We start from the raw sequence: 23,994 nt of genomic DNA on the forward strand, positions 1-23,994 counted from the left end.
TTTAATATCGTCCCGCTTGTTGTTGTTCTGCCGTCGCGCTTGCAGGCCAGGAATAATCCCAAAGCCGTGCAATTTCCCGGTATATCCCCGCTGATGGCTACCCTTTTAAGGTAAGCCCGCATTTTTTCTCTGAATCCGGAGGTCGAATGAAAGCATTGACGTATCATGGCCCACATAACGTTAAGGTTGAAACGGTACCCGATCCGGCCATCGAACAAGCTGACGATATTATCCTGCGCATTACCGCCACCGCGATCTGCGGTTCTGATCTGCACCTCTATCATGGGAAGATCCCTAAGGTGGAACATGGCGATATCTTCGGCCATGAGTTTATGGGGGAAGTGGTGGAGACCGGCCGAGAGGTGAAAAACCTCGCTAAGGGCGATCGCGTGGTGATCCCCTTTGTCATTGCCTGCGGCGACTGCTTTTTCTGCCGCATGCAGCATTATGCCGCCTGTGAAAATACCAACAGCGGGCGCGGCGCCTCCCTGAATAAAAAACAGATCCCACCTCCGGCTGCGCTTTTTGGCTATAGCCATCTTTACGGTGGCGTGCCCGGCGGCCAGGCGGAATATGTCCGCGTGCCAAAAGGCAACGTCGGCCCCTTTAAGGTGCCGCCGCTGCTGTCAGATGATAAGGCCCTGTTCATGTCGGACATCCTGCCCACCGCCTGGCAGGCCGCCAAAAATGCCCAGATTACTCAGGGCAGCAGCGTCGCGGTGTTTGGCGCCGGGCCAGTAGGCCTCCTGACCGTTGCCTGCGCACGTTATCTCGGGGCTGAACAGATTTTTATCGTCGATCATCACGACTACCGACTGCGCTTCGCCCAGGACCGGTACGGCGCTATCCCGATTAACTTTGATCGCGACGACGATGCCGCAGAAAAAATCATTGAGCAGACCCGGGGCCAGCGTGGGGTGGATGCTGTTATCGATGCGGTAGGTTTTGAGGCGAAAGGGAGCACCACCGAAACGGTGCTGACCAACCTCAAGCTCGAGGGCAGCAGCGGTAAAGCCCTGCGGCAGTGTATTGCTGCGGTACGGCGCGGTGGGATCGTCAGCGTGCCGGGCGTCTATGCCGGCTTTATTCATGGTTTCCTGTTTGGCGATGCCTTTGACAAAGGGCTCACCTTTAAAATGGGGCAGACTGACGTTCATGCCTGGCTGGGTGAACTGTTGCCGCTGATCGAGCAGGGGCTGCTCACGCCAGAAGAGATCGTCACCCACTATATGCCGTTTGAAGAGGCGGCTCGCGGGTATGAGATCTTTGATAAGCGTCAGGAAGATTGCCGGAAAATTATTCTGGTACCTGGTGCACAAAGCGCGGAAGTGGCAAAAGAGCGGGTCACGGGGCTGGTCAACCCTATGCCTGGCGGCGTGATCTGATCGCGGAAGGCCGGAAAGAGGATGCCCGGGCATCCTCTGGGTTAAGCGCGTAAACGCTTATTCAGATGGGCTTAGCGCAGGTATTCGCCTGCCGCTTCAGGCTGCCAGAGCAGTTCCAGCACCTCCAGATGCGTGGCAGTACCGCCTGGCAGTTCCCAGTGGATAGTGTCGCCGGTACGCAGGCCAATCAACGCGGCCCCCACCGGTGCCAGGACCGACAGTTGCGTGCTGCTGTCGGTCATCTGCGCCGGGTAGACCAGCGTGCGGGTACGCACTTCCCCGGTGGTCAGATCGCGGAATTTCACCTGGCTGTTCATGGTGACCACGTCGGACGGCATGTCCTGCGGGGCACACATCTGGGCACGATCCAGTTCAGCGTTCAGGGCATCTGCGACGGGCAGCGATGCAAAGGCCGGTTGCTCCAGCAGGCGGTCGATACGTTCAGCATCGAGTTCGTTAATGATAATGGTGGGTCTGGACATTATTTACTCCATGTCGTTAATGCTGCGACAACCGCAGAAGATGCCAAAAGAAAACCCTCGCCATCCGGTAGCGAGGGTTTAACGTTAACTGATAATACTGAGTCTGCGCCCGGGTTTGAAGTGATGGCTGTCACATTCATGGCGTGGATTGAGTTCCGGGCTATCATCTGCCTCGATAGTATGAATTTTGTACGAAAAACGTGATCGTTCGTCGATTTGGATTATCCTTTTTATGCGCCCTTACAAAGTGAGCGCTGCTGATAAGCGTCGATAAACGACAAATATTCATTCTTCATTTCATACGGATTGCGTTACGCTGATCCTCTTGGGGCAGGGGGATGAGCGAAGCGTAATCCGTGCCTGCCGGTTTACATTCCAAACCTGTTCAGAGAGCGCTATGTACTTTTATCAACCTTCCCAGGGACACGGCCTGCCGCACGATCCACTCAATGCCATTGTTGGCCCACGTCCGATTGGCTGGATTGCCTCGTGCGATCCTGAAGGACGCCCCAATCTGGCCCCCTACAGCTTCTTCAATTGTTTTAATTACCATCCGCCCATCATCGGTTTTGCCAGCACCGGCTGGAAGGACAGCGTGCGCAATATTGTCGAGACCGGGGAGTTTGTCTGGAATCTCACCACCCGTGAGCTGGCCAGCGCCATGAATGAGACCTCTGCCAGCCTTGCGCACGGGGAGGATGAATTTTTACGTGCCGGGCTGACCAAAGCGGAGAGCCAGGTGGTGAAGGTGCCGCGCGTCGCCGAAAGTCCGGTCAACTTTGAGTGCCGCCTGTCCCAGTGTATCCAGCTGACTGCCGCCAGCGGCGCTCCGGTCGATACCTGGCTCGTGCTGGGGGAAGTGGTGGGAGTCCACATTGACGAAAACCTGCTGCAGGACGGGATCTATCAGACGGCGAAAGCGCAGCCGGTGCTGCGCGCCGGTGGCCCGACGGCGTACTTCGCCATTAGCGAGGATCAACGCTTTGACCTGGTCCGCCCGGACGCACGAAAAGGGTAAGATCTCAGTAACCGATTTTGTCGATCACGAACTGTTTGCCACAGTTGCCCGGATGCGGCTGTGGCACAAATGAGGAGGTTGTCAGCGGGGCGTTGATGCTGGCCGCGGTGAGGGAAAGCTGTACTTCCGTGAGATAGGCCGGATTACCGCTGCAGCTGAGCTTGACAGCTTTCACCGTTGTCGGCCCCCAGCTTCTGGCGACGGCGGCGTCAAAGGCGCTGCGGGTGACGGTTTTGCCGTAGTTGGCCGCAAGGAACTGCCCCAGCGGGCTGGCTTTGACTTCCTGGTTCATGCGCACCATGGTGCCGAAATAGGCGTCGGGATCGAACCCAAAGCAGACGCCGTGTTTGGCATATTCGTAACGTTCGAGGCAGGAGTTGCCGCCTGCGCCGGGCATCACTTCGTTCAGCTTCGCGGCTCCGGTCAGCGACAGGCCGGTCTCGGCGGCGTCGCATTTACGGCTGGCTTTTGCTTCCGGCATATTGGGAATGGGGCGGGTGGCGCAGCCATAGCGCATCCAGCGGCGATCGTCGACGCCGCGGGCGGCGATAGATTTCGGCAAGCCCGGCCACAGGCCATGAACGGTGAGGATCGTCGTTTTGTCGTCACGCTCTTTTTGCAGGCGGCACTCATCTGGCGCTGCGCGGTTGCGGTCATGCAGGCTCTGGCAAAAACCAGATTGCCATGAGAGCGCCAGCACGTAGCGATCGAAATCCGCGTATTGCGTCGCCTGAAGCGGGGCGGCCTGCGCCGGGAAAGCGCACAGCGCAACTGCGGTGACGCTGACAGGCAAAACGAAATCCTTTCTGAACATGTCAATTCCTGATGGTTGAAGGCAAAATATTGCTGGTGCTTATTAAAGCACAAAAAGCGCCCGCAGGCGCTTTATGCTGTGGCGTGGCTTAGCCTACGGCGGTGCCAGGCACCAGCACTTCCGTGGCAATAATCACGATAATCAGTCCAACCAGCACCGGAACCGAGGTGCGTTTTACCACTTCGAACGGCGAAATCTTTGCCATCCCGGCAACGGCAACCACTACACCGGAAACCGGGGAGATGGTGCGGCCCAGGTTGGAGGCTTGCAGCATCGGAATAGTGAGATAGGCCGGGTTAATACCTGACGAGTGCGCCAGTTTCGGGATCATCTCCACGAAGGCGTAGAACGGCGCATTACCGGAGCCGGTGGTCATCGCCGCCAGCATGGTCAGAACGACCAGCACCATCATCAGGATGATACTCGCTGAACCAAACGAGGTAGCGATAGAGATCAGGCTCTGGATAAAGCCGATAGTGCTCAGCCCCTGGGCAAAGACCCCGGCTGCGACCAGCAGCATCACCACGCTGGCGAAGGCATCCGCCATGCCGCGGTACGCCACTTCCAGGCCGCTAAAGACCTTCTGCGTATTGAAGCCGCGAACAAATTCCAGCAGCGCGGCAATCAGCATGCAGAGCACCAGAATGGTGATGATATGCAGTTCCGGGCCCCACTTGCCGTCGAAAATCAGCACGCCGACGATGGGCGTAAACGGCAGAATGGCATAGAAGGAGGGGGCCGTGGTGGTGATTTCGCTGACGTCGAGGCGTTCGTGCGAGATGTTCTCTTTATTATCGAGGTAGCGCTGCCAGAAGAAGTGCGCAATTGCCATGCCGATAATGGCGGCAATAGAGATCGGCAGGGTGGTTTTAAAGGCGAAATCGATCAGCGGCATCTCGGCGGCTTTAGCGGCCAGCACCACGTCACCGGAGGTGGGGGAGAGAATAATCGCTGCCGGAGAGGCACAGATGGCCGCCGCCGCACCTCGGCTAATTCCCACGTTGACCATTACCGGGAACAAGGTTGCCATCAACAGTACGCCGAGGCCCGTCGCTGACGATACGGCCAGTGACATCAGGCAGGCGACAAAATAGGCGGCAATCATCAGCAGGTAAGGGGAGTTGATATAGCTCAGCGGCTTTGAGGCCAGCTTAACGACCATATCGTTGGCGCCGATGTGGGTCATATAGGCGGCAAACCCACAGAGCATCATGATCATCATCCCCAGATCGCCACCGCGGCTCATCAGCAGGATTTTGATGTATTCAATGATATCAGTTGCGGTGTAACCGGTGCTGGTGGCGCTGGATGGCAGCACCTTGTGACCCATCAGGGCACTGACAATCAGCAGAGTCAGACCACCGACAAACAGCACCCCGGTAGCGGAGTAACCCTTAATGATGTAGCGGGCGACGCCGACAATGACAACCACCCCGATCAGGAGCTCGATAAACGTTAGCATGGTTTCCTCTGTTTCCCGACGCCCCCAGAGCGAAGGATAAGTAGCAATGAAAATAAGGTGACAAAATGTGCCGAAATAATGGCCCGGTCTCGCTGACTAAAATCAATAAATCGGCTACTAGAGGGGCAATGTTTCCGATTTTGCTGTGGCCGGGCTCATTCTCTTCGCCGATGGTGCCTGCGCGTATGCGCAAACGCGATTGTGGTACGAATGTTAAACCGTTATGAGGCTTGCGTCTGCGCTTTTTAAAATCGCTTGTGTAAAAGGTTTCACTGCCGGTTGCGCATAATTCGTCTCTGCCGCTGGAGGAAAAGCAGCGGGTTCAGACTGTCGTAAAAATACCCTGGTTTAACGCGGGTAATAATATGTGTGCTCGTTAGCTGGGTCTTTAAAAATAATTAAATGTAATTGCAGAATTATTGTCTGTCGTGGCTTTTGGGTGTGACGGGAAATAGATCGCTCAGGAAAAGCAATAGCGGAAAAACGATATCAATGAAGGCCCTGCAGGAAGAGGCTGTTCTGCGTGTGTGCGCTGCTGCAACGCCCGCGGCTCCCCTGTTGCGCTGCGATGCCGGGGCCGCAGCGGCTTACCGTGCTGCATTACCGATTTTAATTATCTCGGCGGTAAATAACCTGTCGTCTCAGTATTAGTTTTGCTTAATTGCTGTTTAATTAATATCAGGTGCAAGCTATTTTCAGGGTTTTTTTATGCGGCGTTAATGATTAATAAAGTAAAAGGGCATACCTCGCGAATATCAATGAGCATATTCTGTGCGCAAACATGCAGTGAATATATAATTGGTAATAATATCGTGAGAGTTGTTAATAAATTTATTTTAATTTTTTCTGTTATTTTGGCTGAGGTTTCTTTTTCTACTGTAGCGACTGCACAAGACGTAACGTCCTCCGACAGTTGGGTGAGCACCTTCACGAATAATGTAAAACAAACCTGGCAAAAGCCGCAGCATTACGATCTCTATGTGCCTGCCATAACCTGGCATGCCCGCTTCGCTTATGACAAAGAGAAGACCGATCGCCACAATGAGCGCCCCTGGGGAGCAGGGTTCGGACAGTCACGCTGGGATGAAAAAGGTAACTGGCACGGCCTCTACATGATGGCGTTTAAGGATTCCTACAATAAGTGGGAGCCTGTAGCGGGTTACGGCTGGGAAAAAACCTGGCGACCGCTATCGAATGATAAGGTCCATCTGGGGCTTGGCTATACCACTGGCGTGACGGCCCGCGATAACTGGAATTACATTCCCATACCGGTGCTCTTGCCGCTGGCTTCTGTGGGATATGGCCCGGCAACCTTCCAGATGACCTACATCCCCGGCACCTATAACAACGGCAACGTTTACTTCGCCTGGATGCGGTTTCAGTTTTAACTGAAAAAACTTTACACGCTGGCGATTTAATAGCCAGTTATTGAATAGTAAAGGATAAAAATTGGGGAGGAAAAATTAACGCGACTTTTGTCACTTTTCTTCAAAAAGCCACTGGACAAAACCGCTAACAATTGTTGTACTGATACCCGACACAGCATTTGTGTCCAATTTTCATGTAAAGGTAATTTTGATGTCTAAGATTAAAGGTAACGTTAAGTGGTTTAATGAGTCCAAAGGATTCGGTTTCATTACTCCGGAAGATGGCAGCAAAGACGTGTTCGTACACTTCTCTGCAATCCAGAGCAATGGTTTCAAAACTCTGGCTGAAGGTCAGCGCGTTGAGTTTGAAATCACTAACGGTGCCAAAGGCCCTTCTGCTGCTAACGTAATCGCTCTGTAATTCAGACGAGACAGCAAGAATTCCAAAACCCGCTCATTGAGCGGGTTTTTTTCGTTTCAGCTCAGCTAAACATGTACAGTTTCAGAAAGCTGGCGATTATCAGTATGCTCAGCATCACCGCCCCTGCGCTTGCCATTTTCTCTTTCATTCTCACGCCCTCTCAGTCAACTGCCTCAAGGGTGCCTGAGAAAAATTAAGCCAACATTAAGGGCCGCCTTTTTAATGCGCGTTAATCGCAGAAACTAACCAAAATGCGAGCGCGGTCATCATTAGCGAGCCCAGCAGATTGACCGCAATGTTCAGCAGCGCCCACGCGGCGCGGCCATCCTGCAACAGAAACACCACTTCAGCCGAAAAGGTCGAGAACGTTGTGAGCCCGCCGCAGAAGCCGGTGGTGATCAATAATTTCCAGACCGGATCGATGTGGGTCATCCTGTTGAACCACGCCAGCCCCAGGCCAATGATAAAGGCACCCGTGAGATTCGCTGCCAGCGTGCCGAACGGGATTTGCTGATGCAGGGGGTTAAACCGCATGCTTAACAGCCAGCGCGCCACGCTTCCTGTGCCCCCACCGATAAAAACGGCTAAAAGTAGTTGAAACACGAACAATACCTGCTGTTTGATGTGTAGGGCTATGAGTGTAACGCCGTTTGATGCAGGGGGAAAATATGTACGTTGCGGTTGGACAATTTGCAGTAACAGCGGACTGGCAAAAAAATGCCGAAACCTGCGTGTCGCTAATGGCGCAGGCGGCAGAGCAGGGGGCATCGCTGCTGGTGCTGCCCGAAGCGCTGCTGGCGCGCGATGATAACGATCCCGACCTCTCCGTAAAGTCCGCTCAGCCGCTCGACGGTGGCTTTATGACCCGGCTGCTGGAGGAGAGCGCGCGTAATCACCTGACCACAGTACTGACCGTGCATGTTCCTTCAACCGCAGGCAGAGCGATTAATACCCTTGTCGCCCTGCGCGACGGCAGAATCATTGCCCAGTACGCCAAACTCCACCTTTATGATGCGTTCAGTATTCAGGAATCCCGTCTGGTTGATGCGGGCTCGGTTGTGCCGCCCCTGATTGAGATTGACGGCATCCATCTGGGGCTGATGACCTGCTACGATTTGCGCTTCCCGGAGATGGCATTGAATCTGGCGCTGGCGGGAGCAGAAGTATTAGTTTTACCTGCGGCATGGGTCAGAGGGTCGCTCAAGGAGCACCACTGGTCTACGCTGCTGGCGGCCCGGGCGCTGGACACAACCTGCTATGTGATCGCAGCAGGCGAGTGCGGCAATAAGAACATCGGTCAGAGCCGCATTATCGACCCTCTGGGCGTGACCATTGCGGCCGCGGCTGAAGGTCCGGCACTGTTGCTGGCTGAAATCAACCGTGAGCGTATCACCCATGCGCGTCAGCAGTTGCCGGTCCTGCGCAACCGACGTTTCGCGCCACCGCAATTATTGTGAGTTTTTTAAACAACGCTTGATTCACCTTGTTACAGATTGCTATTGTGTGCGGGCGCTAAATGACCGTTAATAAGGTCGGGTTTTTAAGGCGCGAAATGCAGCCTGTTTACGTCAAGAAGGTATCTATGGGTGAGATTAGTATTACCAAACTGCTGGTGGTAGCCGCACTGGTTGTCCTGCTGTTTGGTACCAAAAAATTACGTACGCTGGGCGGAGACCTGGGTGCTGCCATCAAAGGCTTTAAAAAGGCGATGAACGAGGATGATGCAACGGCGAAAAGAAGTGCCGATGCAGATATCGCTGCCGAAAAGCTCTCTCACAAAGAGTAACGGCAACACGTTAAAGCGTTTGATAAAAAAAACCGGCCTGTAAGCCGGTTTTTTTATGGATGAACTGTAAACTTTTGTGACGGGTTTACTTCACTTCTTCGCCTTTCGCCTGCATATCGGCGTGGTAAGAGGAACGGACGAACGGACCGCAGGCTGCATGGGTGAAGCCCATTGCCATCGCTTCGGCTTTCATCTCGTCAAACTCTTCCGGACTCACGTAACGCTGCACCGGCAGGTGGTGACGGCTTGGCTGCAGATACTGGCCCAGCGTCAGCATGGTGACGCCATGACGACGCAGATCGCGCATCACTTCAATGATCTCTTCGTTGGTTTCACCCAGACCGACCATCAGACCCGATTTTGTCGGGATATCCGGATGGGCTTCTTTAAAGCGCTCCAGCAACTTCAGTGACCAGTTGTAATCTGCACCCGGGCGCACCTGACGATAGAGGCGCGGTACGTTTTCCAGATTGTGGTTAAAGACATCTGGCGGGTTGGCATTGAGAATTTCCAGCGCGCGATCCATACGGCCACGGAAGTCCGGAACCAGGGTCTCAATCTTGATGGATGGGCTTTTTTCACGAATGGCGGTGATGCAATCAGCAAAGTGCTGAGCGCCGCCGTCGCGCAGATCGTCACGGTCGACGGAGGTGATGACCACATAGCGCAACGCCATATCGGCAATGGTCTGCGCCAGTTTCTGGGGTTCATTGGCGTCCGGGGCAACAGGACGTCCGTGGGCAACGTCGCAGAATGGGCAACGGCGGGTACAGATAGCGCCGAGGATCATGAAAGTCGCGGTGCCGTGGTTAAAACATTCAGCGAGGTTCGGGCAGGAGGCTTCTTCACAAACGGAGTGAAGGCCGTTTTTGCGCATCGCCGCTTTGATTCCCTGAATACGCGAAGAGTCCGCCGGAAGTTTGATTTTCATCCATGCCGGTTTTCTTAACAGCGCTTCGCGCTCCGTAGCCACGTTTTTAACCGGGATTAGGGCCATTTTATCGGCATCGCGGTATTTAACACCGCGTTCCATCACAATGGGTTTACTCATAGCGTGCGTCTTCCAGTTGCGAATATCGAAGGAAAGCGTTTCAATTCAAGGGAATGTTGTATTTATCAACTATTTTTGAACGAACGACAGGCAGTATATCATTGATACGGACGATAAAGCAGCCTGCCCGGTCGCCAAATTGTAAAATAGTTGTTGTTTTAAGCCTTTTGTGCGGCATAACCCGGTTTTACAGATTAGATTGAGGCTCAAAAAGCCTGGCGGATGATAGTAATCATATTTTCAAGGACCGGATCCCGCAGGCTCAGCTTGTTGTAATACAGCGAGATTTCAACGGATTCAGCATTGAGCGGGGCAAAGGGGATCTGGTCCACCGGCCAGCATTGACGAACCTGGTCAAACAGGCGCTCCGGGATGATGCCCAGCAGGTCGCTGCTGCCAATCAGTGCAGCAATGGTAAAAATATTGTAACTGCTAAAATTGACCAGACGTTCCGGGAAAATGTCATTAATGCGCTGGCGCAGCCCGTTGAGATTTTGACCCTCCATCAGCAGCAGCGTTTGCTCGTAGCGCTGGAGATTTTCAACCGTGGCAGGTTCGTGCAATGCCGGGTGATTTTTACGACAGACCAAAAGCAGCTTATCCGCAAAAAGCACATCACGGCTTAAGGCCCGGGCGTTGAGGGCGTTGCTGTCCACGATAAGGTCGGTCTGAAACTGGCTGAGCTGTGCCTCGGCGTCATTGACCGGGATATTACGCAGCATCAACTGTGGCGCGTGGGTCTTCACGGCATGGTAGATCATCGGCATCACCAGGGCACCCACGGAGGGGGTCGTACCAATAGTGATGATGCGCTGCTTATCGTAGCTGCCGGTTAAATCCAGCGCGCCGAGAATGGATTCCAGCCCCTGGCTAATGTACTCATGCAGGTGGGTGGCATAGGCGGTAGGCGTTACGCCCTGGCCTTTACGAATAAACAGGGGAGCGGGAAAAATTGTCCGTAATTTTTGAATGGATTGACTAATTGCCGAGGGAGTGAGGTTCAGAATTTTCGCAGCATTAACGATCCCCTTATGAACATATACCGCCTCAAAAATCGTCAATAAGTTGAGATCGATATTACGTAAAGTCCGAAAAATTTGCGGTTTTGCATCACTTCCGGTTTCACTCAAGCGCTTTTCTGGAAGTTTATTATTATCCACGCTATCCCTCCGTATTTATTCACGATATAAATAATAGTTGAATTTAAATAATGTGCTTATTGATATGGGTAAACTGCTTAAAATAATTGGAGTTTTTTAAATTAACTCCTTGAATTGTATGATTTTTGTTCGGGCGTAATTGCGCCAGTTTGCTGGCCATGCCGACGCTGGAAAACAGGTGAAACGCGAATATGCAGACGTGTTGCAGGCTTTTTGAAAATATAGAAATCAGGGATTGTTGTAAAGGATAAATGGTATGAAATAAGAATGGCTCATCCAATAAATGAGCCAGAAGGGGAAGAGAATTAAGCAGTAATATATTTGTGTGGTGGATTGTTTAGCAGTGCTAAAAAAGAGTTTACCAAATGTGGACGCGCAATCTCAGGCGTAATGTCCTCAACCCACTGGCGCATTTGCGCCATTTCCATTCCCGCATAACCACAAGGGTTAATGCGCTGGAAAGGCGAAAGATCCATATTGATGTTTAATGCCAGACCGTGAAAAGAGCACCCTTTACGAATGCGCAGACCGAGTGAACATATTTTTTTTTCACCGACATAGACGCCGGGGGCGTCTGGCCGCGGGTGGGCTTCAATGTCAAATTCAGCCAGCGTGTTAACCACCGTCTGTTCCAGCAGCGTTACCAGCTCGCGCACGCCGAGCTTCCTGCGTTTCAGGTTGAGCAGAACATACATCACCTGCTGACCCGGCCCGTGATAGGTGATCTGCCCGCCACGATCGCTCTGGATAACCGGAATATCGCCAGGCATCAACAGATGCTCAGCTTTGCCTGCCTGGCCCTGGGTAAAGACGGGGGGATGCTCTACCAGCCAGATCTCATCCGGCGTGTTCTCGTCACGTTTGTCAGTAAATTCATGCATAGCCTGGGAGACAGGCTCATAGGGCTGCAGCCCAAGCTGGCGAACGAGAAGGGTGTCCTGATACAAAACGATCTCTCCGAACGAAGGAACAAACTGTAGCGGGGAGTATATCACAGAGGGGAAGCAGGTTACCCGGCGATGCGGGTAACCGAAAGGCGTTACAGCACCATACGAACGATATCGATATTGCCGAGCTCTTCGTACAGGGTCTCGACTTGTTCAATATGCGTCGCCGTGATGGTGATAGACACGGAGTGGTAGTTACCTTTGCTGCTTGGTTTCACCGTCGGAGAGTAGTCACCTGGCGCATGGCGCTGTACCACCTCAACCACCTGATCAACCAGCTCAGGCAACGCCTGCCCCATTACTTTGTAAGTAAAAGGAGTAGGGAATTCAAGCAGTTCGTTAAGTTTGGTTTTCATGGGAGCTCCGGCAGTACGTCAAAAAAATAATAACTCCCACATCAGGTGGGAGTTATCAGGTTACATAGTATATGGGGACAGAAATCACACTTTCAAGTGTTCAATTCTTAACCAAACCAGTGATGGAACATCAATTTAATGTAATCAATGATTTTGCCGAAGAAATTGCCTTCAGGGATTTCATCCAGCACCACCAGTGGGCGCTGATCGATGGTTTTACCATCGAGCTGGAAGTTGATGGTGCCGACAACCTGGTTTTTCTTCAGCGGGGCGTGCAGCTCGCTGGCGTTCAGCACATAGCTGGCCTTCAGGTCTTTCATACGACCGCGTGGGATGGTCAGGTAGAGATCTTTATCAACACCCAGGGAGGCACGATCGTTATCCCCGAACCAGACCGGTTCAGAAGCAAACTCTTTACCTGCTTTCAGCGGATTCACGGTTTCGAAGAAGCGGAAGCCCCAGGTCAGCAGCTTCTTGCTCTCGGCCTCGCGTCCTTTAAAGGTACGACCGCCCATCACGGCAGAGATCAGGCGCATCTGGCCTTCAGTAGCAGAAGCGACCAGGTTGTAACCGGCTTTTTCAGTGTGGCCAGTTTTGATGCCGTCAACGTTCAGGCTGTTGTCCCACAGCAGGCCGTTACGGTTGGTCTGACGAATACCGTTAAAGGTGAACTCTTTCTCTTTATAGATGGTGTATTCGTTCGGAACGTCACGGATCAGCGCCTGACCAATCAGCGCCATATCGCGCGCAGAGCTGTACTGACCTTCAGCATCCAGGCCGTGAACCGTCTGGAAGTGGCTATTTTTCAGACCCAGTGCGCTCACGTAGCTGTTCATCAAGCCGACGAAGGCATCCTGGCTGCCAGCGGCAAAGTCTGCCATCGCCACGCAGGCGTCGTTACCGGACTGCAGGTTGATGCCGCGGATCAGCTGAGAGACAGGAACCTGCATACCCGGTTTCAGGAACATCAAAGATGAGCCCTTAAATACCGGGTTGCCAGTGGCCCACGCATCGTTACCGATGGTGACCAGGTCGGTCTCTTTGAATTTGCCTGCTTTCATGGCCTGACCGATGACATAGCTGGTCATCATTTTGGTCAGGCTGGCCGGATCGCGTCGTGCATCAGCGTTCTGTTCAGCCAACACTTTGCCGGAGTTGTAGTCGATCAGGATGTAGGATTCCGCGTCGATCTGCGGAACGCCCGGGATCATGGTCTTGATATTCAGGTCATCGGCGTGAGCAACGGAGAGCGTGGCTGCGCAAAGCGCCGTAGTGAGCGCCATGCGCTGCATAAAACGAGCGGAGAAAGTGGTCTTCATGGTCAGAACAACGACATCCGTGATGGAATTAAAAAAAGTGCCTTACTATAGCAAATGCTATACAGGCAGGCATCCGACTTTCAGCATGAGAATGTGTATCAACATGACAAATACTGACAATTCGGATACCGCCGATTATCATTTTGCAACAGCAATAAACGATTGTAACTGCGCCTCATTCTGCAGGCGCTGCTGCAACGCAGCGGCTTCAGATTTGCTGGCAAACGGGCCTAACTGGATACGCCAGACTGCGCCATTTTGCTCAACGCGACCCGGAACGCCAAACTGCTGGCCGAGACGCTGCTGATACTGCTGCGCACGTGCCTGATCGCTGACTGCGCCAACCTGCACGACAAAGCCACCGGCCTGGACAGGGGCGGAAACGGGGGCCGTAACCGGCGCCTGAGTCGGAGCGGAAACTGGCGCAGTAACCGGAGCTGTCTGGTTCACCGGCGCGGTGACGACCGGCTGTGGCGCTGGCGGTTCGCTGCCTTCCAGTACACCTGGCGCAAGCGTGGTGGGTGCGCCGAGGAAACCGCTGCTGCTGACCGGTGCGCCCATGGTGTCTTCGCTTTTCAGCGTATCGTTACTGATGGGGCGCACGTCACCCTGCGGCGCAGGTTCGGAAACGGACGACGCGCTACCCATACCGCCGCTCAGATCGGGACGCGCGGGCAGGGCATAAGTCTGTTTTGCCACGGTAGTACATGCCATACCCGGGCCGGAGAGCGAGCCGTCCTGGGCGACAATAATCGGGTCGATCCGCACTTTGGTGTTGTTTGACGTGTTCAGGCGGTCGGCCGCGGCGCGCGAAAGCGAGATGACGCGATCGTTGCCGTAAGGGCCCCGGTCATTAATACGCACCACGATCATCCGGCCATTCGCCAGGTTGGTAATACGCGCATAGCTCGGGATCGGCAGGGTCGGATGCGCAGCCGTAAGCTGCATTGGATCAAACACTTCACCGGATGCGGTCAGGTTGCTTCCTGGCTCGGCATCATAAATAGCCGCCAGGCCTGCCTGACTGAAGCGGGAAAGATCCTGGACGATTTTGTAGCTTTTACCGTCTCGCTCGTAATCCTGGTTCGCGGTAGCGCTGAGCGGTTCAAAACGCGGATCGGCTCCGCTGATCTCAACCACCGGACCATTACATACTGCCGGCTGCGGCGGTGCGACGGTCGCTTGCTGCTGACCATCGTCACTTGTACAGGCTGCCAGTAAACTCACTGCGATGCAGATCCCAGACCACTGCTTACGCATTGCGTGCCCCTTATACGCTTTTTGACAACATTTTTCTGTGTGTGTGGATCGACATGACGATCCCGAACCCGGCCATCAGAACAATCAGGGCCGAGCCTCCGTAACTCACCAGGGGAAGCGGTACGCCTACCACCGGCAGAATACCGCTCACCATACCAATATTTACGAAAACATAAACGAATAAAATCAACATCAAGCCACCGGCCATCACGCGGCCAAAGGTGGTTTGCGCCCGGGCGGCTATCCACAATCCACGCATGATCAACAGCAGGTAGAGTGCCAGCAGAATCAGAATCCCCACCAGCCCTAACTCTTCGGCCAGCACCGCAAAGATAAAGTCGGTGTGACGTTCAGGCAGGAACTCAAGCTGCGACTGTGTACCGTGCAGCCAGCCCTTACCGCGCAGGCCGCCAGAGCCGATTGCAATCTTCGACTGTATTATATGATAGCCTGCCCCGAGCGGGTCGCTCTCCGGATCCAGCAGCATCATGACGCGCTGGCGCTGATAATCGTGCATCAGGAAGAACCACAGAATCGGGATAAAGGCGGCGACCAGCACCACTGCAATGCCGATAAGCCGCCAGCTCAGGCCGGAAAGGAACAGCACAAACAGGCCAGAGAGGGCGATCAGAATTGAGGTACCGAGGTCTGGCTGCGCCGCAACCAGCAGCGTCGGCAGGAAAATCAGCACCAGCGCAATACCGGTATTTTTCAGCGACGGCGGGCAGACGTCACGGTTAATGAAGCGTGCCACCATCAACGGGACGGCGATTTTCGCAATCTCCGAGGGCTGGAAGCGCACGATACCGAGGTCGAGCCAGCGCTGCGCGCCTTTCGAAATCGCCCCGAACGCATCGACCGCAACCAGCAGAATAATACAGAAGATATAGAGATAGGGCGCCCAGCCTTCGTAGACGCGCGGCGGGATCTGCGCCATCACTACCATGATCACCAGGCCCATGGTGATCTGGCCGATCTTGCGTTCAGTCATCCCGAGGTCCTGGCCGCTGGCGCTCCAGATGACCAGGGCGCTATAAACCAGCAGCGCCAGCAGGATCAGCAGCATGGCCGGGTCGATGTGGATCTTGTCCCACAGCGATTTTTTATTCGGATTATCCGTCACGATTATTGGTCCTCCGCGCCGGCGGCAGCCGGGCTCTCGCTCGGCAGGTCAGTGTTGTTGTCACCCAGCATAATGTGGTCAAGGATCTGGCGCATAATGGTGCCGACCGCCGGGCCGGCACCGCCGTTTTCCAGAATGATCGACACGGCAACCTGTGGGTTCTCATAAGGGGCAAACGCAATCATCAGCTTATGGTCACGCAGACGTTCAGCAATTTTGTGTGCGTTATAGGTTTCGTTTGCCTTCAGGCCGAAGACCTGCGCGGTACCGGATTTCGCTGCAATTTTGTACGGTGCGCCGGCAAAATATTTATGCGCTGTACCGTTCGCGCGGTTGGCGACGCCGTACATCCCGTCTTTGGCAATTTCCCAGTAACCGGAGTGAATGTCTCCCACCGGCGGTTCATGGGGCTGCGCCCACGGCACTTTTTTGCCATCTTCGACGGTGCTCATCAGCAGGTGCGGCACTTTCACCACCCCGTCGTTGATAAGGATCATCAGCGCTTTATTCATCTGGATCGGGGTCGCGGTCCAGTAGCCCTGGCCGATGCCTACCGGAATGGTATCACCCTGATACCACGGCTTTTTAAAGCGTTTCAGCTTCCATTCGCGGGTTGGCATGTTACCGGAACGCTCTTCGGCCAGGTCGATACCGGTGTAATGGCCATAGCCAAATTTGCCCATCCATTCCGAGAGACGGTCGATGCCCATATCGTAGGCCACCTGGTAGAAGAAGGTATCTGCCGACTCCTCCAGCGATTTGGTGACGTTCAGATGCCCGTGACCCCACTTCTTCCAGTCACGGTAGCGTTTTTCAGAGCCCGGCAGCTGCCACCAGCCCGGGTCGAAGAGGCCGGTGTTGCGGGTGATTACCCCGGCGCTCAGGGCAGAGACCGCCACGTACGGTTTCACTGTTGAAGCAGGCGGATAAACCCCCTGGGTCGCGCGGTTGACCAGCGGCGTATTCGGGTCGTTGAGCAGGCCAGAATAGTCTTTGCTGGAGATGCCATCCACAAACAGGTTCGGGTCATAGCTTGGGGTTGAAACCAGCGACAGAATGCTGCCGGTGCGCGGATCGGTGACAATCACCGCCGCACGGCTGCCAGCCAGCAGGGTTTCGATATACTGCTGGAGTTTAAGATCCAGCGTCAGATAGATGTCATGTCCGGCCTGCGGCGGCACCTCTTTCAGCTGGCGGATCACTCTTCCCCGGTTGTTAACTTCAACTTCTTCGTAACCGGTCTGGCCGTGGAGAACGTCTTCGTAATAACGCTCAATACCCAGCTTGCCGATATCGTGCGTTGCCGCATAGTTGGCGAGCTTGCCATCTTTATCCAGCCTGTCGACATCTTTATCGTTGATTTTAGAGACATAGCCGATAACGTGGGTCAGGGCAGAGCCGTACGGATAGAAGCGGCGCTTGTAGCCTTTAACTTCCACGCCGGGGAAGCGGTACTGGTTCACGGCGAAGCGGGCCACCTGCACTTCGGTGAGGTTGGTTTTGACCGGGATCGACGTAAAGCGGTGCGAACGCGAGCGCTCTTTTTTGAAGGCGGCGATATCGTCATCAGTGAGATCAACCACGCTGCGCAGTGCATCAAGCGTCTGCTGCACGTTATCGACCTTCTCCGGCATCATTTCAATCTGGTAGATGGTGCGGTTCAGCGCCAGCGGCGTACCGTTGCGGTCATAGATGATGCCGCGACTGGGGGCGATAGGAACAAGTTTGATGCGGTTTTCGTTGGAGCGGGTCTGGTAATCGGTAAAACGGACAATCTGCAGATTATAGAGGTTGGCGATCAGCACGCCAGTCAGCAGCAAAATCCCCAAAAAGGCGACCAGCGCCCGGCGCACAAACAGCGCGGACTCAGCCGTATAGTCGCGAAAAGAATTCTGTAGTTTCATCCGCTGCTTAATTTATCCAGGACTTAATCATTACTCACGGTGATAAGGGTGGTTGGTTGTGATGCTCCACGCGCGATAGAGGCTTTCAGCAACCAGAACCCGAACCAGCGGGTGGGGGAGCGTCAGCGCGGAGAGAGACCAACTCTGTTCTGCTGCCGCTTTGCAAGCGGGGGATAATCCCTCCGGTCCGCCAATTAACAGGCTGACGTCGCGACCGTCCTGTTTCCAGCGTTCCAGCTCAACCGCCAGTTGCGGCGTATCCCAGGGTTTGCCCGGAATATCGAGAGTGACGATGCGGTTTTTACCGGCAGCAGCCAGCATCTGCTCACCCTCTTTATCGAGAATACGTTTGATATCCGCGTTTTTACCGCGTTTGCCAGCAGGGATCTCCACCAGCTCGAACGGCATGTCTTTTGGAAAACGACGCAGATATTCAGTAAACCCCGTTTGTACCCAGTCGGGCATTTTTGTACCGACGGCTACCAGTTGCAGCTTCACGCATTAACCCCAGAGTTTTTCCAGTTCATACAGGCGACGGCTCTCTTCCTGCATGACGTGGACAATCACATCGCCAAGGTCAACAACGACCCAGTCAGCGGTCGCTTCGCCTTCAACGCCGAGCGGCATCATGCCGGCAGCGCGAGACTCCTGAACCACATGATCGGCGATGGAGGCAACATGGCGCGTAGAAGTGCCGGTGCAGATAATCATGCAATCGGTGATGCTTGATTTGCCCTGAACGTCGATGGCAATGATGTCCTGACCTTTCAGATCATCAATTTTGTCGATAACAAAATCCTGGAGTGCTTTACCCTGCAAGTTTTCCCCCTGGGAGAGTGAGATTGAACAACTATAAATTCGTAGCCAGACAGTATACCTGAACTGGCTGCAGTGTCGGGACAAATGTCACCGGACGGGCATGAGAAGGCGGGTATCATCCCACCCTCAGCCGAAGATTGCATCGCCATTTTTGTAAAACAGTTTTTGTAAAACAGTGCTGGCGGGAAGTCTGGCAGCGGAGGATATCAGCCTTGACGGGGGTGTCAATGGCGAGAGCGCGAATGGCGCGCTTTTTCTCCCGGGCGCCAGTCAGTTGCTGCTTTTCTGATACAACCCCTGCTGTTGAATATAACGCAACACCGGCATCGGTAACATCTCATCGCAGGGGAGACCCTGCTGCAGGCGCTGGCGGATAAGCGTGGCTGAGATATCAAACCAGGGCGTCTCCGCGAGGTAAATTTTGCCGGCAGGCTGGTTGTGCAGATCTTCAGATTGATAAGTGAGATGCTGTTCCAGCCACAGCTGATGCTGCTCCTCTTTCATCGCCAGGGGATAGCCTGGCCGACGGCAGACGATTAAATGGCTGTTATCAAGGATTGTTTCGTACTGATACCAGCTCGGGAAATTGAGCAGCGAGTCCTGGCCGATAATAAAGGCCAGCGGCTTCTCCGGCCCCTGTTCGCGTCGCCACTCCTCTAGCGTCTGTGCCGTATAGGAAGGGCTATCCCGGCGCAGCTCGCGCTCATCAAGAACAAACAGCGGTTTATCGGCGATCGCCAGCTCCAGCATCTGTTTGCGCTGGGCGGGGGTGGCCTCGGGCTGCGGGCGATGCGGCGGCACATTGTTCGGCATAATAGTGACACGCTGCAGGCCAATCTGGTTGGCCAGGATCTCGACCGGTTTCAGATGCCCGTAATGTACCGGGTCAAAAGTGCCGCCATAGAGTGCCTGTAGAGAATGCATCTCTTACCCTTCTATAAAAATGTCCGCCAGCGCCTTGTGGCACAGCAGCAGCGAGAGACTTTCCAGCTCAGACCAGATCGACTGACCGTAATCCTGCTTCAGGGTCAGTTCGGTGCGCGTCAGAAGCTGAACGGCCTGGCGCAGCTGTTCCGGACTCAGCCGGTTCAGGGCTTCGGTGGTCATAACGCGGCGGTTCTGCCAGACCCGGTGTTTATCAAACAGCGCGCGCAAAGGCGTATGCGCTGACTGACGTTTAAGCGTCACCAGCAGCAGCAGTTCCCGCTGTAAGGTTCGCAGCAGAATCACCGGCTCGCTGCCTTCGAGACGCAACTGCTGCAGGATATGCAGAGCGCGTTTGCTCTTAGCGGACAGCAGGGCATCGACCCAGTGGAAAGGGGTAAAGTGCGCCGCGTCGTTAACTGCCTGCTCAACGCGCGGTAAGGTCAGTTTGCCATCGGGCCAGAGCAGCGCCAGCCGCTCCAGGGCCTGGGCCAGTGCCAGCAGATTGCCTTCGTAACAGTAACAAAGGAGCTGATTGGCCGCGTCATCCAGCTGCAGATTGCGCTGCTTTGCCCGGGCCGCCACCCATTTGGGCAGATGCGCCTGCTCCGGTGTCTGGCAGGTCACCAGCACCGAATGGTTTGCCAGTGCCGTAAACCAGGCGGCATTTTCCTGCGCTTTGGTCAGTTTGTTGCCGCGAACGATCAGCAGCAGATCGCTGTGCAGCAGGCTAACCAGCGTGGCAAGCTGTTCGTTGATAGCCGCGTTAGGGCCGTTTTCCGGGAGCTGGATAAGCAGCGTTTGCCGGGCAGCAAACAGGCTCATGGCCTGGCAAAGGGAGAAAATCTCCTGCCAGTCGGTGCTGTTATCCAGAGTGAAACTGTGGTGCTCCTCAAAGCCCTGAGAGGCCGCAAAGTGACGCACGGCGTCCTGGCTTTCCTGGAGCAGCAGCGGATCGTTTCCGAGAAGCAGATACGCCGCGCGCAGCCCTTCATTAAGCTGCGCGCGGAGTTGTTCAGGGTACAACCTGAGCATTACTGACCCAGCGTCGTGGAGACGCGCGAGGAGGATGCCGTTGGCTGAGCAGCAGGCTGAGCTTTCAGGTCATTCTCTTTTTCAGCAGTCTGGACGCTCGGCAGCTTACGGATCAGCTGTTCCGCCGCCTTGTCGTACATTTCGTTGATGATAATGGTCTGCTCTGCGTCTTTCGCCAGTGCCGTCTGCGGGTTATCGAAGAACGAACGGTAGACCTTGGTGCTGATAGGGTAAATATCGCTACCCGGGATCAGTACCGCAGCGTGCACTTCCATCACCATCTGGTATTCCGCAGTACGACCATCCTGGAAGATGGAGGCGGTATCCTGGCTCAGGGTAGAGCTCAGGATGCGGAACGATGGGATGTCCTGGCGCAGCGTACCTTTTTCGATCAGTTCAACGCCATTAAGACGCAGCTGGTTACGAATGGCACGGCTAAGCGGACCATTTGGATCGCCCGAATCGAAAATCATCGTTTTCATCTGCTCCGGCACCTGTGTGGTGTTACGCAGATGCCAGCCACATCCGGCGGTGACCAGCACCGCCAGCGATAACAGTAATGTTGCCAGTTGTCGCACGCTTCCTCCCGCGCTTAGCCAACGACCAGGTTCAGCAGTTTACCAGGCACGTAGATCACTTTACGTACGGTAACGCCATCAAGATACTTCGCCACCAGAGTTTCCTGGCCAGCACGCTCGCGGACCTGCTCTTCGGTTGCATCAACCGGAACAGTAATCTTACCGCGGACTTTACCGTTGACCTGCACGACGACCAGCGTGGTGTTTTCCACCATTGCGGATTCATCAGCCACTGGCCACGGCGCATTGTCGATATCGCCTTCGCCGTTCAGCTCCTGCCACAGGGTGAAGCTGACGTGTGGGGTGAACGGGTTCAACATACGTACCACTGCCAGCAGCGCTTCACGCATGATGGCGCGATCCTGCTCGCCCTCCTGCGGGGCTTTCGCCAGCTTGTTCATCAATTCCATAATAGCCGCAATTGCGGTATTGAAGGTCTGACGGCGACCAATATCATCAGTCACTTTGGCAATCGTTTTATGCACATCGCGACGCAGCGCCTGCTGATCTTCCGTCAGCGCCGCGGTGTTCAGTGCCGGTGCGTCACCCTGAGCGGTATGCTCGTAAACCAGTTTCCAGACACGTTTCAGGAAGCGGTTAGCCCCTTCCACGCCGGACTCCTGCCACTCCAGAGTCATATCTGCCGGAGAGGCGAACATCATAAACAGACGCACGGTATCCGCGCCGTAACGCTCTACCATCTCCTGCGGATCGATGCCGTTGTTTTTAGACTTGGACATCTTGCTCATGCCGGTGTACACCAGCTCATGACCTGCCGCGTCCTTCGCCTTCACGATACGGCCTTTCTCGTCGCGCTCAACGATCGCGTCTTTCGGCGAAACCCAGTTACGTTCGCCGTTTGCGCCCACGTAGTAGAAGGCATCTGCCAGCACCATGCCCTGACACAGCAGCTGTTTTGCTGGCTCGTCAGAGTTCACCAGGCCCGCGTCGCGCATCAGCTTGTGGAAGAAGCGGAAGTAGAGCAGGTGCATGATGGCGTGTTCGATACCGCCAATGTAGATATCTACCGGCAGCCAGTAGTTTGCGGCTTTGGAATCCAGCATCCCTTCCTGATGCTGCGGGCAGGTGTAACGCGCATAGTACCAGGAGGACTCCATAAAGGTGTCGAAGGTGTCGGTTTCACGCAGCGCAGGCATACCGTTTACGGTAGTCTTTGCCCACTCAGGGTCGGCTTTGATGGGGCTGGTGATGCCGTCCATGACCACATCTTCCGGCAGGATCACCGGGAGCTGATCTTCCGGCGTTGGCATAACGGTGCCATCTTCCAGCGTCACCATCGGGATTGGCGCACCCCAGTAACGCTGACGGGAAACGCCCCAGTCGCGCAGACGGTAGTTAACTTTACGCTCGCCGACGCCCAGCGCGGCCAGTTTGTCAGCAATGGCGTTAAAGCCCTCTTCAAAGCTCAGGCCGCTAAATTCACCGGAGTTAAACAGGGTGCCTTTTTCGGTCAATGCCTGTTCAGACAGGTCAGGCTCGCTGCCATCTGCTGCCAGGATAACCGGCTTAATCGCCAGGTTATATTTGGTGGCAAACTCATAGTCGCGCTGATCGTGACCCGGAACGGCCATCACCGCGCCAGTACCGTATTCCATCAGTACGAAGTTGGCGACCCAGACCGGGATCGCTTCGCCCGTCAGTGGGTGTTTGGCATAGAAACCGGTGGCAACGCCTTTTTTCTCCATCGTTGCCATGTCAGCTTCGGCGACTTTGGTGTTGCGGCATTCGTCGATAAAGGTCGCCAGTTCCGGGTTGTTCTCTGCCGCTTTCTGCGCCAGCGGGTGACCTGCGGCCACGGCCAGGTAGGTCGCACCCATGAAGGTGTCCGGACGGGTGGTGTAGACGGTCAGCGGCTGATCGTAGTTTTCAACGTTGAAGGTGATCTCTACCCCTTCAGAGCGACCGATCCAGTTACGCTGCATGGTCTTCACGGTATCTGGCCAGTGGTCCAGATTATCCAGATCGTTCAGCAGTTCGTCGGCGTAAGCGGTGATTTTGATAAACCACTGCGGGATCTCTTTGCGCTCAACTTTGGTGTCGCAGCGCCAGCAACAACCGTCGATAACCTGTTCGTTCGCCAGAACGGTCTGATCGTTCGGGCACCAGTTAACGGCGGAGGTTTTTTTGTAGACCAGCCCTTTTTTGTAGAGCTCGGTGAAGAATTTCTGCTCCCAGCGGTAATATTCCGGGGTGCAGGTCGCCAGCTCGCGGCTCCAGTCATAGCCAAAGCCCAGCATCTTGAGCTGGTTTTTCATGTAGGCGATGTTGTCGTAGGTCCATGGTGCTGGCGCAGTGTTGTTTTTCACCGCGGCACCTTCTGCAGGCAGACCAAACGCATCCCAGCCGATTGGCTGCAGGACGTTTTTGCCCAGCATGCGCTGATAACGGGCGATCACATCACCGATGGTGTAGTTACGCACGTGGCCCATGTGTAGTCGGCCAGAAGGATAGGGAAGCATCGACAGGCAGTAATACTTCTCTTTGCTCTCGTCTTCGGTGACTTCAAAAGTGCGCTTCTCGTCCCAGTGTTGCTGGACTTTCGATTCTATCTCTTCCGGGCGGTATTGCTCTTGCATGGCAGCCAGTGGTCCTGTGTTCAATACAGCTACAAACGTAGCCAATGGATGTGGTAATTCAGATCCGCATAGCATAGCCCAAACGCCCGCGTCAAAACAGCCTTTACCACTAAAAGCGCCTTGCAGGAATTTACGTAGAGTGTGGATGACCTGACAAAGCGGGGCGCAAATAAGGTCTATCATTAG

24 protein-coding genes are annotated in these 23,994 nt (G+C 54.7%); 6 read left to right on the plus strand and 18 right to left on the minus strand.

The annotated features are described in order from the left end of the window. The first annotated feature begins 146 nt into the window (after positions 1-146). Positions 147-1,385: a zinc-dependent alcohol dehydrogenase gene (locus GNG26_RS05860; protein WP_114315638.1), complete on the plus strand. Its 1,239-nt coding sequence runs from the start codon at positions 147-149 to the stop codon at positions 1,383-1,385. Between the two features lie 71 nt (positions 1,386-1,456). Here the strand turns inward: GNG26_RS05860 and rnk are convergent, their stop codons facing one another. After that, the gene (gene rnk, locus GNG26_RS05865) at positions 1,457-1,867 is read right to left on the minus strand and encodes a nucleoside diphosphate kinase regulator (RefSeq protein WP_103178653.1); all 411 of its coding nucleotides are present in this window, start codon (positions 1,865-1,867) and stop codon (positions 1,457-1,459) included. Positions 1,868-2,264: 397 nt separating this feature from the next. Here rnk and GNG26_RS05870 point away from each other — a divergent pair, with 397 nt between their 5' ends. Further along, positions 2,265-2,885, plus strand: coding sequence for a flavin reductase family protein (locus GNG26_RS05870; protein ID WP_156238052.1), 621 nt, complete (start codon positions 2,265-2,267; stop codon positions 2,883-2,885). 4 nt (positions 2,886-2,889) lie between these two features. On the opposite strand, the gene rna is transcribed toward GNG26_RS05870, so the two are convergent. Further along, positions 2,890-3,699, minus strand: coding sequence for a ribonuclease I (gene rna / locus GNG26_RS05875; RefSeq protein WP_156238053.1), 810 nt, complete (start codon positions 3,697-3,699; stop codon positions 2,890-2,892). An 88-nt stretch (positions 3,700-3,787) separates the two neighbouring features. After that, the gene (gene dcuC / locus GNG26_RS05880; RefSeq protein WP_156238054.1) at positions 3,788-5,161 is read right to left on the minus strand and encodes an anaerobic C4-dicarboxylate transporter DcuC; all 1,374 of its coding nucleotides are present in this window, start codon (positions 5,159-5,161) and stop codon (positions 3,788-3,790) included. An 812-nt stretch (positions 5,162-5,973) separates the two neighbouring features. On the opposite strand from dcuC, the gene pagP reads away from it, so the two are divergent. Further along, complete coding sequence (gene pagP / locus GNG26_RS05885) at positions 5,974-6,549, plus strand: lipid IV(A) palmitoyltransferase PagP (RefSeq protein ID WP_370463891.1); 576 nt, start codon at positions 5,974-5,976, stop codon at positions 6,547-6,549. A gap of 190 nt (positions 6,550-6,739) precedes the next feature. Next, on the plus strand, positions 6,740-6,949 hold the full coding sequence (gene cspE / locus GNG26_RS05890) for a transcription antiterminator/RNA stability regulator CspE (protein ID WP_002439184.1): 210 nt from the start codon (positions 6,740-6,742) through the stop codon (positions 6,947-6,949). A 219-nt stretch (positions 6,950-7,168) separates the two neighbouring features. Here cspE and crcB read toward each other — a convergent pair whose 3' ends face one another. Then, a complete protein-coding gene (gene crcB / locus GNG26_RS05895) occupies positions 7,169-7,552 on the minus strand; it encodes a fluoride efflux transporter CrcB (protein ID WP_156238055.1) in 384 nt (127 codons plus the stop codon). 65 nt (positions 7,553-7,617) lie between these two features. On the opposite strand from crcB, the gene GNG26_RS05900 reads away from it, so the two are divergent. Both GNG26_RS05900 and tatE read left to right on the plus strand, forming a co-directional pair. Beyond that, positions 7,618-8,406 carry a deaminated glutathione amidase gene (locus GNG26_RS05900; RefSeq protein WP_156238056.1) on the plus strand — a complete coding sequence of 263 codons (789 nt, stop codon included), beginning with the start codon at positions 7,618-7,620 and terminating at the stop codon, positions 8,404-8,406. A gap of 125 nt (positions 8,407-8,531) precedes the next feature. Next, entirely contained in the window at positions 8,532-8,735 is a 204-nt protein-coding gene (gene tatE / locus GNG26_RS05905; protein ID WP_103824199.1) for a twin-arginine translocase subunit TatE, read from the plus strand. A gap of 85 nt (positions 8,736-8,820) precedes the next feature. Here tatE and lipA read toward each other — a convergent pair whose 3' ends face one another. The 14 genes from lipA to leuS form a co-directional block, all read right to left on the minus strand. Beyond that, positions 8,821-9,786, minus strand: a complete 966-nt coding sequence (gene lipA, locus GNG26_RS05910) for a lipoyl synthase (protein ID WP_103824200.1) — start codon at positions 9,784-9,786, stop codon at positions 8,821-8,823. Between the two features lie 206 nt (positions 9,787-9,992). Beyond that, positions 9,993-10,946, minus strand: a complete 954-nt coding sequence (locus GNG26_RS05915; RefSeq protein WP_156238057.1) for a YbeF family transcriptional regulator — start codon at positions 10,944-10,946, stop codon at positions 9,993-9,995. Between the two features lie 305 nt (positions 10,947-11,251). Beyond that, a complete protein-coding gene (lipB, locus tag GNG26_RS05920) occupies positions 11,252-11,893 on the minus strand; it encodes a lipoyl(octanoyl) transferase LipB (RefSeq protein ID WP_156238058.1) in 642 nt (213 codons plus the stop codon). A 92-nt stretch (positions 11,894-11,985) separates the two neighbouring features. Then, positions 11,986-12,249 (minus strand): DUF493 family protein YbeD, encoded by a 264-nt coding sequence (gene ybeD, locus GNG26_RS05925; protein ID WP_003022706.1) that lies wholly within the window; start codon positions 12,247-12,249, stop codon positions 11,986-11,988. 107 nt (positions 12,250-12,356) lie between these two features. Further along, entirely contained in the window at positions 12,357-13,568 is a 1,212-nt protein-coding gene (dacA, locus tag GNG26_RS05930) for a D-alanyl-D-alanine carboxypeptidase DacA (RefSeq protein ID WP_103823602.1), read from the minus strand. Positions 13,569-13,706: 138 nt separating this feature from the next. Continuing rightward, positions 13,707-14,828: an endolytic peptidoglycan transglycosylase RlpA gene (gene rlpA / locus GNG26_RS05935; RefSeq protein WP_156238059.1), complete on the minus strand. Its 1,122-nt coding sequence runs from the start codon at positions 14,826-14,828 to the stop codon at positions 13,707-13,709. Between the two features lie 10 nt (positions 14,829-14,838). Then, positions 14,839-15,951, minus strand: a complete 1,113-nt coding sequence (gene mrdB, locus GNG26_RS05940; RefSeq protein WP_103823600.1) for a peptidoglycan glycosyltransferase MrdB — start codon at positions 15,949-15,951, stop codon at positions 14,839-14,841. A gap of 2 nt (positions 15,952-15,953) precedes the next feature. Next, positions 15,954-17,855, minus strand: coding sequence for a peptidoglycan DD-transpeptidase MrdA (gene mrdA / locus GNG26_RS05945; RefSeq protein ID WP_103823599.1), 1,902 nt, complete (start codon positions 17,853-17,855; stop codon positions 15,954-15,956). A gap of 30 nt (positions 17,856-17,885) precedes the next feature. Continuing rightward, positions 17,886-18,353, minus strand: a complete 468-nt coding sequence (gene rlmH, locus GNG26_RS05950; protein WP_103823598.1) for a 23S rRNA (pseudouridine(1915)-N(3))-methyltransferase RlmH — start codon at positions 18,351-18,353, stop codon at positions 17,886-17,888. 3 nt (positions 18,354-18,356) lie between these two features. Further along, a complete protein-coding gene (gene rsfS / locus GNG26_RS05955; RefSeq protein WP_103178668.1) occupies positions 18,357-18,674 on the minus strand; it encodes a ribosome silencing factor in 318 nt (105 codons plus the stop codon). Positions 18,675-18,944: 270 nt separating this feature from the next. After that, positions 18,945-19,598: a nicotinate-nucleotide adenylyltransferase gene (gene nadD / locus GNG26_RS05960; protein WP_156238060.1), complete on the minus strand. Its 654-nt coding sequence runs from the start codon at positions 19,596-19,598 to the stop codon at positions 18,945-18,947. A 3-nt stretch (positions 19,599-19,601) separates the two neighbouring features. Then, on the minus strand, positions 19,602-20,633 hold the full coding sequence (holA, locus tag GNG26_RS05965) for a DNA polymerase III subunit delta (protein WP_103823595.1): 1,032 nt from the start codon (positions 20,631-20,633) through the stop codon (positions 19,602-19,604). Continuing rightward, entirely contained in the window at positions 20,633-21,211 is a 579-nt protein-coding gene (lptE, locus tag GNG26_RS05970; protein WP_103823594.1) for an LPS assembly lipoprotein LptE, read from the minus strand. The genes holA and lptE overlap by 1 nt, the downstream gene beginning before the upstream one ends. Positions 21,212-21,225: 14 nt before the next feature. Then, complete coding sequence (gene leuS, locus GNG26_RS05975) at positions 21,226-23,808, minus strand: leucine--tRNA ligase (protein WP_147271027.1); 2,583 nt, start codon at positions 23,806-23,808, stop codon at positions 21,226-21,228. Positions 23,809-23,994: the final 186 nt, after the last annotated feature.

The organism is Leclercia sp. J807 (genome assembly GCF_009734465.1).
Classification (GTDB): Bacteria; Pseudomonadota; Gammaproteobacteria; order Enterobacterales; family Enterobacteriaceae; genus Enterobacter.

Coding starts and splice junctions, on each gene's coding strand:
- GNG26_RS05860 (WP_114315638.1), top strand. CDS start 147: ATGAAAGCATTGACGTATCATGGCCCACATAACGTTAAGGTTGAAACG.
- rnk (WP_103178653.1), bottom strand. CDS start 1,867: ATGTCCAGACCCACCATTATCATTAACGAACTCGATGCTGAACGTATC.
- GNG26_RS05870 (WP_156238052.1), top strand. CDS start 2,265: ATGTACTTTTATCAACCTTCCCAGGGACACGGCCTGCCGCACGATCCA.
- rna (WP_156238053.1), bottom strand. CDS start 3,699: ATGTTCAGAAAGGATTTCGTTTTGCCTGTCAGCGTCACCGCAGTTGCG.
- dcuC (WP_156238054.1), bottom strand. CDS start 5,161: ATGCTAACGTTTATCGAGCTCCTGATCGGGGTGGTTGTCATTGTCGGC.
- cspE (WP_002439184.1), top strand. CDS start 6,740: ATGTCTAAGATTAAAGGTAACGTTAAGTGGTTTAATGAGTCCAAAGGA.
- GNG26_RS05900 (WP_156238056.1), top strand. CDS start 7,618: ATGTACGTTGCGGTTGGACAATTTGCAGTAACAGCGGACTGGCAAAAA.
- tatE (WP_103824199.1), top strand. CDS start 8,532: ATGGGTGAGATTAGTATTACCAAACTGCTGGTGGTAGCCGCACTGGTT.
- lipA (WP_103824200.1), bottom strand. CDS start 9,786: ATGAGTAAACCCATTGTGATGGAACGCGGTGTTAAATACCGCGATGCC.
- ybeD (WP_003022706.1), bottom strand. CDS start 12,249: ATGAAAACCAAACTTAACGAACTGCTTGAATTCCCTACTCCTTTTACT.
- dacA (WP_103823602.1), bottom strand. CDS start 13,568: ATGAAGACCACTTTCTCCGCTCGTTTTATGCAGCGCATGGCGCTCACT.
- rlpA (WP_156238059.1), bottom strand. CDS start 14,828: ATGCGTAAGCAGTGGTCTGGGATCTGCATCGCAGTGAGTTTACTGGCA.
- mrdA (WP_103823599.1), bottom strand. CDS start 17,855: ATGAAACTACAGAATTCTTTTCGCGACTATACGGCTGAGTCCGCGCTG.
- nadD (WP_156238060.1), bottom strand. CDS start 19,598: ATGCATTCTCTACAGGCACTCTATGGCGGCACTTTTGACCCGGTACAT.
- holA (WP_103823595.1), bottom strand. CDS start 20,633: ATGCTCAGGTTGTACCCTGAACAACTCCGCGCGCAGCTTAATGAAGGG.
- leuS (WP_147271027.1), bottom strand. CDS start 23,808: ATGCAAGAGCAATACCGCCCGGAAGAGATAGAATCGAAAGTCCAGCAA.